Annotated in this window: 13 protein-coding genes; 4 read left to right on the forward strand and 9 right to left on the reverse strand. The window is 36.1% G+C overall.

Features of this window, described 5'->3' with window-relative positions:
• Positions 1-437: 437 nt before the first annotated feature.
• Complete coding sequence (locus tag AC0L0O_RS25095) at positions 438-794, forward strand: YgzB family protein (RefSeq protein WP_000025061.1); 357 nt, start codon at positions 438-440, stop codon at positions 792-794.
• 198 nt (positions 795-992) lie between these two features.
• Here the strand turns inward: AC0L0O_RS25095 and perR are convergent, their stop codons facing one another.
• The 6 genes from perR to AC0L0O_RS25125 all read right to left on the reverse strand — a co-directional run bounded on the left by perR (position 993) and on the right by AC0L0O_RS25125 (position 5,284).
• Positions 993-1,421: a peroxide-responsive transcriptional repressor PerR gene (perR, locus tag AC0L0O_RS25100; protein WP_000237829.1), complete on the reverse strand. Its 429-nt coding sequence runs from the start codon at positions 1,419-1,421 to the stop codon at positions 993-995.
• A 298-nt stretch (positions 1,422-1,719) separates the two neighbouring features.
• The gene (gene bcp / locus AC0L0O_RS25105) at positions 1,720-2,175 is read right to left on the reverse strand and encodes a thioredoxin-dependent thiol peroxidase (RefSeq protein WP_000259041.1); all 456 of its coding nucleotides are present in this window, start codon (positions 2,173-2,175) and stop codon (positions 1,720-1,722) included.
• 44 nt (positions 2,176-2,219) lie between these two features.
• Positions 2,220-2,624, reverse strand: coding sequence for a potassium channel family protein (locus tag AC0L0O_RS25110; RefSeq protein WP_000964357.1), 405 nt, complete (start codon positions 2,622-2,624; stop codon positions 2,220-2,222).
• A 72-nt stretch (positions 2,625-2,696) separates the two neighbouring features.
• Positions 2,697-3,482, reverse strand: a complete 786-nt coding sequence (locus tag AC0L0O_RS25115) for an ABC transporter permease (RefSeq protein WP_000639352.1) — start codon at positions 3,480-3,482, stop codon at positions 2,697-2,699.
• 4 nt (positions 3,483-3,486) lie between these two features.
• Positions 3,487-4,278, reverse strand: a complete 792-nt coding sequence (locus AC0L0O_RS25120; protein ID WP_000521523.1) for an ABC transporter permease — start codon at positions 4,276-4,278, stop codon at positions 3,487-3,489.
• A complete protein-coding gene (locus tag AC0L0O_RS25125) occupies positions 4,271-5,284 on the reverse strand; it encodes an ABC transporter ATP-binding protein (RefSeq protein WP_000843645.1) in 1,014 nt (337 codons plus the stop codon). The genes AC0L0O_RS25120 and AC0L0O_RS25125 overlap by 8 nt, the downstream gene beginning before the upstream one ends.
• Before the next feature lie 121 nt (positions 5,285-5,405).
• Here AC0L0O_RS25125 and hemL point away from each other — a divergent pair, with 121 nt between their 5' ends.
• The 3 genes from hemL (at position 5,406) to AC0L0O_RS25140 (ending at position 12,694) form a co-directional block, all read left to right on the forward strand.
• Positions 5,406-6,710 carry a glutamate-1-semialdehyde-2,1-aminomutase gene (gene hemL, locus AC0L0O_RS25130; protein ID WP_000260527.1) on the forward strand — a complete coding sequence of 435 codons (1,305 nt, stop codon included), beginning with the start codon at positions 5,406-5,408 and terminating at the stop codon, positions 6,708-6,710.
• Between the two features lie 198 nt (positions 6,711-6,908).
• Positions 6,909-11,345, forward strand: a complete 4,437-nt coding sequence (locus AC0L0O_RS25135) for a glutamate synthase-related protein (protein ID WP_428889553.1) — start codon at positions 6,909-6,911, stop codon at positions 11,343-11,345.
• A 260-nt stretch (positions 11,346-11,605) separates the two neighbouring features.
• On the forward strand, positions 11,606-12,694 hold the full coding sequence (locus tag AC0L0O_RS25140) for an aromatic acid exporter family protein (protein ID WP_000765785.1): 1,089 nt from the start codon (positions 11,606-11,608) through the stop codon (positions 12,692-12,694).
• Positions 12,695-12,707: 13 nt separating this feature from the next.
• Here AC0L0O_RS25140 and AC0L0O_RS25145 read toward each other — a convergent pair whose 3' ends face one another.
• From AC0L0O_RS25145 to AC0L0O_RS25155, 3 genes are all read right to left on the reverse strand, one after another.
• On the reverse strand, positions 12,708-14,468 hold the full coding sequence (locus tag AC0L0O_RS25145; RefSeq protein ID WP_001161615.1) for an ABC transporter ATP-binding protein: 1,761 nt from the start codon (positions 14,466-14,468) through the stop codon (positions 12,708-12,710).
• A 54-nt stretch (positions 14,469-14,522) separates the two neighbouring features.
• Positions 14,523-15,053 carry a nucleoside tri-diphosphate phosphatase gene (ntdP, locus tag AC0L0O_RS25150; RefSeq protein ID WP_000506628.1) on the reverse strand — a complete coding sequence of 177 codons (531 nt, stop codon included), beginning with the start codon at positions 15,051-15,053 and terminating at the stop codon, positions 14,523-14,525.
• Positions 15,054-15,285: 232 nt separating this feature from the next.
• Positions 15,286-15,546 (reverse strand): YgaB family protein, encoded by a 261-nt coding sequence (locus tag AC0L0O_RS25155; protein ID WP_000997582.1) that lies wholly within the window; start codon positions 15,544-15,546, stop codon positions 15,286-15,288.
• Between the last annotated feature and the right edge of the window lie 33 nt (positions 15,547-15,579).

A 15,579-nucleotide genomic window follows, 5' to 3' on the forward strand; every position in this document is an offset into this window, starting at 1 on the left:
TAGGCACGCCGCCAGCGTTCATCCTGAGCCAGGATCAAACTCTCCAATAAAGTTAGTTTGTCTAGCATCTAAAATAAAAATTGACGTTTCACGTTGTTTGTTTCGTTCAGTTTTCAAAGAACTACTTAGTCGCTCAATTGCGACTTCCTTATGTTAACATCTTCGTTTTTCGATGTCAACTAAGTTTTTTAATTTCTTTTTTATCGTTTTCTGCGTTTCCGCATCAGCGACGGTTATTAATATATCATGCAGTACATACATGGTCAATACTTTTTATAAAAAAATTTCACATCCCGTTAAAAGTTTAAAAACATGTTTCAAAAATCATTATAATCTCCCTTCCTTCTGCATTTCATATCTTTTCACTTTACCATATTTCTATACGATAGAAAATTCTAAATTTTATGTTATATTATTGTTATAGGAGCGTGGTGAGAATGAGCATTAAGTATTCAAACAAAATCAATAAAATCCGGACCTTTGCATTAAGTTTAGTATTTATCGGCCTCTTCATTGCATACTTAGGAGTCTTTTTCCGTGAGAACATTATTATTATGACAACATTTATGATGGTTGGCTTTTTAGCTGTTATCGCTAGTACAGTCGTTTACTTTTGGATTGGTATGTTATCTACTAAAACGGTACAAATTATTTGTCCAAGCTGCGATAAACCTACAAAAATGCTCGGTCGTGTCGACGCATGTATGCATTGCAACCAACCTTTAACAATGGATCGAGATCTAGAAGGAAAAGAATTTGATGAAAAATATAATAAGAAGAGCTATAAATCATAGGTACATATGATTACCTTAAAAAAATATTGCCTTACAGAGCTAAACATTAAAAGGTGATTTCTTGGTTAAGAAATCACCTTTTGTATTTATCCTCAATTAAGTTAGGTTCTTCACTTCACATTTTAAATCCCCCTGAACCTAACGTAATTCAAAGAAAGAGACTGACGTAAATCCGTCAGCCTCTTTCTTTATTATATATTACGCCTTATGACACTCTGGACAAACGCCATAAATTTCTAAGCGATGACTATTAATAACGAAGCCTGTCGTTTTCGCAGCTTCCTCTTCAAGCTTTTCCAAGCCTCCATAAGGAAAATCAACAATCTTACCACATTTTTCGCAAATCACATGATAATGTTGACTTGTAACATAATCAAATCTACTTGAAGCGTCTCCGTAAGTTAATTCCTTTACAAGCCCAACCTCTTTAAATACACGTAAGTTATTATAGACAGTTGCAACACTCATATTTGGAAACTTACCTTCTAATGCTTTATAAATGTCATCCGCTGTTGGGTGCGTCATTGATTCCACAAGGTACTCTAAAATAGCATGACGCTGTGGAGTAATGCGTACACCCGTATTTTTCAGCATTTCTAGCGCTTCTTTTAATTCTTCTTTGACCACCGTCATGCACCCCGATTCTATACGGATTATTATTTTATAATTCTTATAAAGAGTGTACTCCTTTTCTTATAAATCGTCAATATTTCTACTATAAGTATGTGGTTTATTTTTGTATATAGCCTTATTCTTATGTATCTTTCCCCATTTCCTATACATTTACATAGAAAAAAAGTGCGACATAATCGCACTTGGAATACTATCATCTGAGGAGGTATGCCCTACACTTCACTTTATGTAAGACAATAAAATATGTATAGACACTCGCCTTACTTCTATATATTTTATCTCCACAATGGATTTAGTTTATATAAGAAAGAACATCTTCAATATGTCCTTTCACTTTCACTTTACGCCACTCTTTTACAAGCTCACCGTCTTTATTAATCAGGAATGTAGAGCGCTCAATTCCCATGTACTCTTTCCCAAAGTTCTTTTTCAATTTCCAAACATCGTATAATTCTGCTACTTTATGATCCTCGTCTACTAAAAGTGTAAATGGAAGTTCATGCTTCTCAATGAATTTCAAATGTCTATTTGCCGGATCCGGACTCACTCCAAGAATAACCGTGTCCTTCTCTTGAAATAATCCATAAGAATCACGGAAATCACACGCTTCAGTTGTACACCCTGGAGTCATATCTTTCGGATAAAAATATAGAACTACATTTTTCCCACGAAAATCAGCTAAGCGAACTTGTTCCCCGTTACTTCCCTCTAATGTAAATTCCGGTGCCATTTCTCCTACTGTAACCATTGTTATCACTCCTATTCTTTTCTTTTACTATAACAAATGCCATCTTATTTTTCATTGTCTATTACAGACCTCATCACGAAAGCAAACGGTAATGTATATCCAATTAGCGCTTCTCCAATTGCAATCCACCGCCCAATTCCAATCGGAGATATATCACCATATCCAACAGACAATAAAGTAACTGCGCTAAAATATAAACAAATTTCAACGAGTTGAAAAGAGTGAGCGTTTAAGCTTTCTCCATCTTCTTTCAAAACTGCAAAACCCATTTCTTCTAATACAACATAACTTAATCCAAACGCAATTAGTACAGTTGTATAAATTAAAAATAATGTGGCTAGATTATACAGCGAAAAAAAACGCGTTGAATCTGAATAGGAACTCCATAACAATTGGACACTTCTCAAAATAGCAATTGCTACAATTAATAGAATAAATCCCCATAACATGTCCTCCACCTCATTTTATATGTATGAGGTGACCATTAGATTTATCCCTTAGAAACAAACGAGCTTTTATAATTAATTGCCAGCACCACGGTACCTTTTTACCCCTTGGTTCCAAAGAGTGATTGCAATTGTAAAACAGATAACACCAACGAGCGGTGTTGCAAATGCATAGCTATTCCACTCTGTTTTTCTTAAAAAGTACGCTGCCGGATACACTCCGACAAACGCAAATGGTAAAACAAATGTTAAAATGAAGCGAATCACACGGTTATAAATATTAACCGGATAGCGGCCATAATTACCTATGTTATACATTAGCGGCATAATTGAACTTTTCGCATCCGACCAAAAACCAAGGCTTGCAAGCGTAACAAATATTCCTCCGTACACAAGCGCGCCTCCTCCTACCATTAGTAAGAATAAGAAGAAATCATACCAGTAAAAAGATAGTTGCAACTCCACAGCTGCATACCCCATTACAATCATTCCTGTAATGGCCCCAATTAAAGATTCCAGTTCCATTCTTTCTAATATAATTTGAAACAAGCTATGAATTGGTCTCGTTAATATGCGATCCATTTCTCCTTTAATGATGTAACGATCATTAAAGTCCCATATGTTAAAGAAAGCTGAGAAAATGGCAAACGGTACTAAAAAGAAACCATAAATAAAGATGACTTCTTCTCTACTCCAGCCTTTTAATGCTTGTGTATGTCCAAACACAACGAGAATAAAAATTAAATTAACAGCCTGTAGTGATAAATCAGAAAGTAATCCAACGATAAAATCGCCCCGATACTCCAATTTTGTTTTTATATATTGGCTTGCATATTGCAAAAATAGTTTTATATATATCATCTCATCATCCCCCTTGTACAATTAGACGTTTTCTCGCCGTTCTCCACATGAGTACAATTGGAATAATAAGTACAATTGCCCAAATTACTTGGAATAATAATGCCTCATACAATTTACTTCCTTGTATACCTTCTGAAAAAATCATACTCGGAATATAACTAATGGCCTGAAATGGTAAAAACACCATTGCCTTTTGGGCCCATAACGGATAAAAACTAATCGGTAATAATAGACCAGAAAATAAATCAATAACAACACGTTTTGCATACATAATTCCACTATTATTAAATAGGAAGAACGTGAGCATTCCCGTCATTAAATTAATTTGTGTATTAATAATAAAACTAAATATTAAAGATAAGAAGAAATATAACCACGTTTGAAAATTCGTTGTAATTTGCAATGAAAATAATAAGGTAACGATAACCATACCCGGAATGGAAAAGAATGCAAAACGAAATATTCCTTCACCAAGACCTTGCATCACTTTCATTCCTAAATAGTTATATGGACGTATCAGTTCTACCGCTACACGTCCTTCTTGAATTTCCATCGCAATTTCCCTGTCTATATTATTAAAATAAAAGGCACGTGCCATCCACGCAATTGCGATATACGTAGTCATTTGCGAAATAGATAAACTTTCAATATTCTCTTTTCCGCTATAAATTGCTTGCCATAAAAAATAATACGCACCGATATTAATCGTATAAATTAAAATCCCGCTATAATAATTTGTGCGATACGCAAGCATCATTAAAAAGCGAATTCGAATCATTTCAATGTACTTACCCATGTTTAATACCTTCTTCATAAATGTTACGAATAATTTCCTCTGTAGACACTTCATTAATTTTTAAATCTTTAATTTGAAATGCTTGTACTACTTTAGAAATAAGCATTGAAATAATAACTTCTTCATTCGGTATTTTTGCAATCCATGCGTTTTCCTCTTTCGCTTTCGACCAAACGACATGACTATCTGGCATAACCATTGATAAAGCCTGATAGGAAACTGGTGCAACAAACTGAAAATGTATTTCTTTCTCTGCTCCCCACTGCGTACGAAGATTATTTAAAGAACCGTCATACATAATGTTTCCTTCATCCAGCATAATAACGCGCTCACATAATGCCTCAATATCAGTAATATCATGAGTAGTTAATAAAATTGTTGTTTTATAACGTTCATTCATTTCTTTTAAAAACTCACGTATTTTCAATTTCACAAGTACATCTAGTCCAATTGTTGGTTCATCTAAAAATAATAACGGCGGATTATGAATTAATGCTGCCGCTAATTCACAACGCATTCTTTGACCTAAAGATAGCTTTCGAACTGGCTTATCTAATAAAGGGCCAATATCTAACGTTTCAATCACGTGCTCCATATGTTCTTTATACTGAGCGTCTGATACACCGTACACCTTTTTTAATAAACGAAACGATTCTTGTACCGCAATATCCCACCAAAGCTGTGAGCGTTGACCAAAAACAACACCAATAGTTCTTACAAATTCTTCCCTCTGCTTATGCGGGTTCATTCCATTTACTAAAATATCTCCTGATGTCGGAGTCAAAATCCCCGTAAGCATTTTAATTGTCGTTGATTTACCAGCACCGTTCTCACCGATATATCCAACCATTTCACCTTGTTTCACAGTAAAAGATACATCATTTACTGCTGGTACTATTTTATAATTACGATTTAATAAATCGCGAAATGCACCCTTTAAACCTGGACGACTTGAATAGGCTGTAAATTCTTTACGTAATCCTTGTACCTCAATTACCGATTTCATAACCGGACCCCCTTCCTAAATGTCACAACGAATAGTTTACCCAACTGCCTTCTCTATCACAAACAATACGTCTTTTCGAAAAACATGTTAGAATAATACATAGATTTTTGTAAGGAGATGAATGGTAGTGAAATTCACAAAATCAGAAGCATTACATAAAGAAGCTTTAGAACATATCGTTGGCGGCGTTAATAGTCCTTCTCGTTCTTTTAAAGCAGTTGGCGGCGGCGCTCCTATTGCTATGGAACGCGGAAAAGGTGCTTATTTCTGGGATGTAGACGGAAATAAATATATCGATTATTTAGCAGCATACGGTCCTATTATTACTGGACATGCTCACCCGCACATCACAAAAGCAATTACAACTGCTGCTGAAAATGGTGTACTTTACGGAACACCAACAGCACTAGAAGTAAAATTTGCAAAAATGTTAAAAGAAGCAATGCCTGCATTAGATAAAGTCCGCTTCGTAAATTCTGGTACTGAAGCAGTAATGACGACAATCCGTGTCGCTCGTGCTTACACAGGCCGCACAAAAATTATGAAATTTGCTGGTTGTTACCACGGTCATTCTGATTTAGTACTTGTAGCAGCTGGATCTGGCCCGTCTACACTAGGAACCCCTGACTCAGCCGGCGTACCACAAAGTATCGCTCAAGAAGTTATTACTGTTCCATTTAATAATGTAGAAACTTTAAAAGAAGCATTAGATAAATGGGGACATGAGGTAGCAGCTATTCTTGTAGAACCGATTGTTGGAAACTTCGGTATTGTAGAGCCAAAACCTGGCTTCCTTGAGAAAGTGAATGAACTTGTTCATGAAGCTGGTGCACTAGTAATTTATGATGAAGTTATTACCGCTTTCCGCTTCATGTACGGTGGCGCTCAAGACTTACTTGGCGTAACACCAGACTTAACAGCGCTTGGTAAAGTTATCGGCGGCGGACTACCAATCGGTGCTTACGGTGGTAAGAAAGAAATTATGGAACAAGTTGCCCCGCTCGGACCTGCATATCAAGCTGGTACAATGGCAGGAAATCCTGCTTCTATGGCATCTGGTATTGCTTGTCTAGAAGTTCTTCAACAAGAAGGGCTTTATGAGAAATTAGATGAGCTTGGTGCAATGCTTGAAAAAGGAATTTTAGAGCAAGCTGCAAAACATAATATTGACATTACATTAAACCGTCTAAAAGGTGCTTTAACTGTATACTTCACAACAAATACAATTGAAGATTACGATGCAGCACAAGATACAGATGGGGAAATGTTCGGCAAATTCTTCAAGCTAATGCTTCAAGAAGGCGTTAACTTAGCACCTTCTAAATACGAGGCATGGTTCTTAACAACAGAGCATACAAAAGAAGATATTGAATATACAATTGAAGCTGTAGGCAGAGCATTTGCTGCTTTAGCAGACAATAAATAATCTCATCATTAAAAGGAAAAAAGAAAGCACATCTTTCTTTTTTCCTTTTTTCTATTTCATAAATCCCGTATTAATAGTATAATTATTCATAATTATCTGTTTAATTTTCTTTTAGATCCTTACTATCTTTGTATAAAAGGCTGCTCACGCCTTAAATAGTAAGATTATTCAAACTTTCACAAGAGGGGGGATTGACGGATGCTCAATAAAACAAATACATGGACACCGTCTTTATTTCGAGATTATAAAAATGCAGAACATGATGCGTGTGGAATCGTTTCCGTTATGGAGAAACGAAAAATTCCTACAAAAGAAAACATTGACCTCTGCATACAATCGCTCGTCAAAATGAATCATAGAGCTGGTTTCATTAATGGCGAAGGCGATGGAATCGGCATTCACATTGATGTACCAAAAGCTCTTTGGAATGAAAAATTAAAAAGTAGCGGATATAATCCAACGATTGTGGATCATCCCCACTTTATCGTTGGACATTTTTTTCTAAACAAAAACGAAAATATAGTTGATTTAAAAAATCATATTCGTACACAACTAAACAACAAAAACTTTGCAATCCTTTTCGAAAGTGACAATGTAATAAACTCCGATGCACTCGGTCCACTTGGTAAACAAGAAGAACCTTTATTTTGGCAAGTTGCCCTTATCGCAGAAAATGAAGTTGTAAATATTGAGCAAACCTTATTTTCAGTAACGATAAAAATAGAGGAAAACGAAGCGATTCATGTTGCTTCCTTAAGTCGTGATCACGTTGTATATAAAGTTCTCGGTGCTGGGGATACACTTGTTGCCTATTACAATGATTTACAACACCCACTTATCGCTTCGACTATGACACTAGGACACAATCGCTATTCTACTAATACATTATCTAATTTTTTTCGTGTACAACCATTTAGTATTCTCGGACATAACGGTGAAATTAACACAATTGCAAAATTACGCGATCAAGCTGAAATGATTCACGTTCCCCTTACTGCTGGGGGCAGTGACTCCCAAGATTTAAACCGCACCTTAGAAACTCTACTTGTTCAATATGGCTACAGTTTATTTGAAGCAATGGATATACTATTCCCACCAATTATTAATGAAATTAAACTTTATGAAACACATTTACAAGATTTATATACGTATATACGTGAAGCATGGGGCCATTTTGCACAAGGTCCAGCTGGCATTATTTCACGTTATAAAGATGAAGCTGTTTTCAGCGTTGATTCCCTTGGACTTCGACCAGTATGGAAAGTTGAAACAGAAAGCTCTTATATTTTCTCTTCTGAACCTGGAGTTGTATCACCAACTGAATATGTAGCAGAACCAAAACCACTCGCTCCAGGAGAAAAAGTCGGCCTAAAGTGGAATGAACGAGATGAGCTTGTACTCTACGAACACGACGACTACCAAACTCAAGTATATAACCGTTTTAAAAAGAGAGTGGATGTTACCAATTATCATTTACATTTATCTATCCCTGAAACGAAAGAAATTCCTAATTCATGTGATTCTATGCGAGTTGAAACGAAACAATATGTTGCTTTCGGATGGGACCGAGAACATATTCAGCTTCTTGAACAGATGGCAACAAAAGGCGTTGAGCCAATCCGCTCACTTGGGCATGACTCACCACTTGCCGCACTCGATACTGATAGACGAAATATCGCTGACTTCATTAAGGAAAGTGTAGCTGTTGTTACAAACCCAGCAATCGATCGCGATCGAGAGGTCGAACACTTCTCCACACGAACGATACTTGGAGAGCGACCAAGTTTATTAAGCGATGCGAAAAAACCATTTGTAGTTGAGATGCTTTCCCCAATTATTTTAGAAGGAAGCGTGGCACAATCTATTGCACAGGAATTACACACAATTACGTATGAACAACTTATAGAACTATTCAATACTCATAGCTCTATCACTACCATTTCTGCTACATTCAGTCAGGCAGAAACTTTACAATGCGCCTTAAGTCGAATTAGTTCTGAAGCGATAACAGCCGTGAACGATGGGGCTTCCCTACTATTAATAGACGATGCCGACGCTCATCTAAATGAACGGTTATGGATTGATCCACATTTAGTTACTGCTAAAGTACATCAAGTATTAAGCGAAAATAAATTACGCCGAAACTGCTCTCTCGTTATACGTTCGGGTGCCCTTCGCTCCTTACACGATATCGTTACACTGTATGGATTAGGAGCAGATAGTATTAATCCCTATTTATTATTTGCAACCGTAAATGATGGGACAAAAACACCAATTACGAATTTATACAATGCACTTAATAAAGGACTGGAGAAAGTCATTTCAACAATTGGAATTCATGAATTGCGTGGTTACGGCCGCCTCTATTCTTCTATTGGATTACATGAGGAAATCGCAAATATATTGCAAGTTACAAATTTCTTAGGTTCAAATGATTTAACCTTTTCTCTTGAATCACTTGCTGAAGATGCACAAATGCGAGCGGATGATTATAACGATCCGAAAGTTAGAATACGAAAATCTTTTCATATATTCCCGCGAATTTGGAAAGCAATCGGTGATGTCGCAAAAGGAAACTCTTATGATGATTACCGTGACAAGTTAAGTGAATTAGAAGAAAATAATCCAATTGCGATTAGACACCTTATTCAAACGAAAGAAACAAAACATGTCATTCCAACTGAAGAGGTATCTATCAGCATTCAAAATCATGATTTACCATTTATTATTAGTTCCATGTCATTTGGCTCTCAAAATGAAATTGCCTTTCGTGCATATGCAGAAGCGGCCGACCAACTAAATATGATTAGCTTGAACGGTGAAGGCGGCGAAATTAAAGATATGATTGGAAAATATCCACATACACGTGGACAACAAGTTGCATCTGGGCGATTTGGCGTAAACGCCGAACTACTAAATTCATCAAACTTAATTGAAATAAAAATTGGGCAAGGCGCAAAGCCTGGTGAAGGTGGACATTTGCCAGGTTCAAAAGTAACAGCCAAAATCGCTGAAGCACGCAATGCAACAATTGGCTCAGATTTAATTTCACCTTCTAACAACCATGATATTTATTCCATTGAAGATTTAGCTCAAATGATTACAGAAATTAAAACGGCTAATCAACTTGCGAAAGTAGCTGTAAAGGTTCCTGTTGTCCCTAATATTGGAACAATTGCTGTTGGCATCGCAAAAGCTGGTGCTGATTTTATTAATATTAGCGGATTTGATGGTGGTACAGGGGCTGCACGTATTCACGCATTGCAACATGTAGGCCTTCCTGTAGAAATTGGTGTGAAAGCCGCTCACAATGCTTTATTAGAAGCAAATATGAGACATAACGTAGAAATTTGGGCTGATGGTGGTATTCGAAGTGTTAATGATGCCTTGAAAATCATGCTCCTCGGAGCAAATCGCATTGGATTTGGTACATTATCCATGATTGCAATCGGCTGTACAACTTGCCGCGGATGTCATCTAGATACTTGTCACGTTGGCATTGCAACACAAATTGAATCTGAAGCTCAGGCAAAAGAACACGGATTACGCCGCTTCGTCCCGCGCGAACTAGAAAGTGCCGTGGCTGGATTATTACATTTATTCACTACTTTTGGTGAAGAACTAAAACGATTAACAGGAAATCTTGGCTATACAAACTTACAAGAAATTGTCGGGCGGTCTGATTTATTAGAACAAGTTCGAGGCAAAAATTTATTAAACTTATGTAATTTACTACAAACGATAGAACATCCATCTGTTATAAAAACAGAACACGTACTAGAAAAACAATTTGAAACCATTCATTCCCCTCATTCAAAAGAATTAGTAGGCGTTGGTGTAGAGCAACGCGTTATGGGCGGTCTAGAATCTTGCTATCGCGTGCGTAGTAAATTATATGAAGATACAAAACTTGAACCACTGACATTAAAGTATACGAATGGCTCGATTCCTGGAAATGGATTAGGTGCTTACAATAGTGAAAATTTATTTATACATGTAAATGGCGGTGCACAAGATGGTATTGGTAAAACCTCCTTTGGTGGTGGTATTTATATAACAAAAGCAAAAGGAAAAGATGGCCTATATTATAACGGTTCTGTCGGAAAAGGTTTTGGATACGGTGCACAAAAAGGAGCGTTATACGTTCAAGGTAACGCTGATGCTCGCGCTGGCATTCGTCTCTCTGGAGCAGACATGATAATTGGAGGGCGCATGACAAAGCCACTCCGTGAAAAAGAGCAAGGGAATATAGGAGCATACTCTAATATTAAAGGTTTTGCTTTTGAATATATGACAAATGGGCGAGCGCTTGTTTTAGGGGATCCTGGCCCATGGATCTGTGCTGGTATGACTGGCGGCGTTGTTTATTTACGTCATGATTCAAGCTTAGGTTTAACAGAACAGGCCTTAAAAAGAAGAATCGCAAAAGGAGCAAATGTTACATTGCAACCAATTAGTAAAAATGGTGTGCGAGATGTAAACGAGTTATTACTAGATTATATCCGTGTATTAAATGAACATGAACAATATGAAGAAGTTGCTTTGTTAACACCGTTACTCGATGATATGCAGCAACAGTTTTTTGAAATCATCCCGAAAAAAGAGCAGGCTGATCCATCTATCTCAACAGAGTGATATACCTATTTTTCACCTTCAAGAAAAAAATTGACGAAGTACACTTCTCATAGTAATCTATAGTAACAATTTGAAACCTGCTGGAATTCAGCAGGTTTTTTTACTAAAAATTGATGTTTCAAAAGAATTAGGAAAAAGTATAAAATGAATCTTAATTTCTTATTAACGTCACTAAAATATCACTTGCTAACATATTGTAATGAATGTATAGTATCATGTTGTACATTCATTATGACAAGAGAAAGGATCTTATTTAGGGTATGAAACTTGGTGCTCGCATTTTAAAAACGGGTATTGCCATCACTTTAGCTTTATTTGCTTGTATTTTACTTAACTTACCGAGTCCGGTATTTGCGGGAATCTCAGCTATATTCGCTGTTCAACCGTCTGTATACCGTTCGTATTTAACTGCACTTGAACAAATTCAAGCAAACGTCATTGGTGCGGTATTCGCTATCGCATTCGCTACTGCTTTTGGACATAATCCTTTTATTATTGGATTAACATGTATATTAGTAATTGCTCTTACATTGCAATTACGATTAGAAAACACAATATCAATCGCTTTAGTAACTGTTATCGCTATTATGGAATATCAGGGCGAAGATTTCTTTAGTTTTGCCTTACTTCGATTTGCGACGATTATGGTTGGTATTATTGCCGCTTCACTTGTAAATTTAGTATTTATGCCGCCAAAATACGAAACAAAGCTATATCATCGCATCGTTGATAACACAGAAGAAATTGTAAAATGGATTCGAATGAATAGCAGGCAAGCTTCTGATTTTACAACGCTAAAAACTGATATTGATCGTATGAAAGAAAAAATGATCAAATTAAACCATTACTATTTGCTGTATAAAGAAGAAAGAAGTTACACGAAAAAAGTACAGTTCGCAAAAATTCGTAAGCTCGTTTTATTCAGACAAATGTTAGCGACGACAAGCCGTGCTTTAAGTACGTTAAAATCATTACATCGTACTGAAAATGAATTGCGCTATATGCCAGAAGAATTTCAAGAATCTATCCAAAACGAACTTGATTCATTAACGCATTACCATGAACAAGTTTTATTAAAATTTATTGGTAAAGCAAAAAAACAACAATCCGTTGAAATGCTTGATGAAGTTGAAACAGGTAAACAAGAATTAATTGATATCTTTATGGAATATCAAAACAAGGACGATGAAGAAGCATATAAAACATGGCTACATCTCTTCCCTCTTATTTCTGCCATTATTAACTATAGTGAAGAAGTAGAGCATTTAGATTTACTTGTGGATAGCTTCTACACATACCATAAACCAGAAGCAGAACTTAAAATCGATGATAAAAAAGAAGACGAATAAAAAACAGCTCCTTTTACGCTAAAGGAGCTGTTTCTGTTATATGTTGAAGTTGATATAAGTTGTAATAATATCCTCTTTTTTTCATTAATTCTTCATGAGAACCTGTTTCTTTAATTTCACCATCTTCAATGTAAATAATCGTATCCACATGCGTAATCGTCGCCAATCGATGTGCAATTATGATTGTCGTTCGATCAGCAGCTAACGTCTGAAGCGCCTCTTGAATATATCGTTCATTTTCTAAATCTAAAGCGGAAGTCGCTTCATCTAATATAAGTAATGATGGATTCTTTAAAAACACTCGTGCAATCGCTACACGTTGCCTTTGACCACCAGATAACTTCACACCACGTTCCCCAACGACAGTATCATAACCATCAGGTAACTCTATAATAAAATCATGAATTTGCGCAGCTTTGGCAGCTGCAATTACTTCTTCCTCTGTAGCTTTCGGATTTCCATATAAAATGTTTGCCCCGATTGTATCGCTAAATAACAAATTATCTTGCAGTACAATTCCAATATGGCTACGTAAATTTCTCATATCATACTTTCTGACATCTATTCCATCTACATAAACTGCCCCTGAGGAAACATCATAGAAACGAGGAATTAAACTAGCAAGAGATGACTTCCCTCCCCCACTCGCTCCTACAAGTGCTACCTTCTCTCCTGGCAACATAGTTAACGAAAGGTTATGTAATATCTCTTTTTCATCCGCATTATAACGAAAAGATACATTATCAAATATCACTTCACCATTTAATTTTTTCGTTTGTACTGCACTTGGCACATTGACAATATCGTATTTTTCATCTAACAGTTCAAACACTCGGTCCATCGATGCGAAAGACTGCGTTAATGTCGTAGATGAATTAACAAGGCGGCGAAGCGGACTATACAAACTATCCATATATCCGACAAAGGCAACCATAGTCCCTAATGTTAACTGCCCCTGAATCACTTCATATGCTGCAAAACCAATTACAAGTAACGGCCCTAAATCTGTTAACGTATTTACTGCCGAAAATGTTCTCGCCGTCCAACTCGTATGCGTTAACGCTTTCGTCAAAAATTCATTATTTCTTTTTTCAAACTGCTTCCCCTCATACTCTTCTAATGCAAAGCTACGTGTCACTTGCATCCCTTGAATACGTTCATGTAAATATCCTTGCATCGTTGCTAACGCTTGTGAACGCTCCTTCGTCAATTTACGAAGACGCCCGAAAAAATATTTCACTGCTACTACATAAATAGGTAAAATTAATAGCGCAACAAATGTCAATTTTATATTCATAGAAAACATAACAATAATAGCGATAGCAATTGTTGCCGTATCTAACCAAACATTCATCAAACCAGTAATTACAAAGTCCTTCGTTTGTTCTACATCATGAATGACACGTGAAATAATCTCCCCTGTTTTTGTATTCGAATAATAGCGTAAACTCAACTTTTGTAAATGACCAAAAATATGCTTTCGCAAATCATATAGTATTGTATTTGCAATACGTTGCGCGAAATATTGACGATAATATTCAATTGGCGGTCTTAATACTGCAAAAATAAAAAAAGCAATCCCAATCGCTGTTACTAGTTGGGACGTTTTATCTTGAAGTGACCCTGCGCCCTGAATTACATCATCAATAATATATTTTAATAACCACGGCATAATAAGCGGGATGCCGAATTTAACTAGACCAATCATAATCGTAATAGCAATAAGCCATCGATATGGTTTAACAAATTGCAAATATCTTTTTATACCTTGCACATAATCCCCCCTCTAATAGGACAAACCTGCCGGGAAATCCCCTGCAGGTTTGTGTTAATTTCTGTACATTAAATATCTCTCATACCACATATCTACAAAATCTGGCGCGAATGGCCCTTTTCTTTGATGAATCCATTGCGTTAATTGTGCTACATTTCGTTTTAAAATCGTATCAATAACAGGTGGATATTGCATAATTTGACTATGTTTTTCATACTCATCTTCATCTAAAAGCGTATATGTCATGTCTGGATACACTTTAATATCTAAATCATAATCAATATACTTTAACGCTTCAGAATCATATGCAAAAGGTGAGCTTAAATTACAATAATAGTATACTCCCTCTTCCCTTAACATTCCAATTACATTAAACCAATAGTTTGCATGAAAATAACAAATTGCTGGTTCACGAGTAATCCATGTTCGGCCATCTGATTCCGTCACTACTGTACGATCATTCGCTCCGATTACAAGACTCTGTGTCCCTTTTAAAATTGTTGTCTCTTCCCACATTCTATGAATGGAGCCATTATGTTTATAACTATGTATTTGTACTTTTTCTCCTTCTTTGGGAAATCCCATATATGCTCCCTTCTTTCAACTGCAAATGCCCTTTGAGCTGCATTCACTTTTTTTCTATTATAACTTTTTTGTCGAAATTTTAAAACTAAAGCGCTAAGGCTCCATTTTTCACACTGAATACCATACTCCTAATCTTCTTAGGTTACGGGCAAAACGAGGAAATGAGAATAAAAAAAGCCCTTCTTTATTTCCATGTAAAGAAGGACCTTTTATCTGAAGATAGCGGTATATCTTATCCTAAATTTGAAATCATTTTTTCAGTTTCAAAAGATTGAATCACACTATTTGTTTGCTCTTCAAATTTCTCATGCAATAGCTTGAGTGCTAATTCTGTTCTATATATTTCCTGGCGGATAAAATGTAATTCCTTTTTATCGCACGTATCCTTTTCGCTCATTTCAATTTGCTGATACTTTTCTAGATGAGCTTGTAATTTCAACAACTCATCCATCGTTTCCAATTGCTCTCCTACCAACTTATCAAAATCGTTCATTACTTACCCCCTTTTGAACTTATTTATCAGTTA

The organism is Bacillus sp. GS3m_15504, assembly GCF_055825275.1.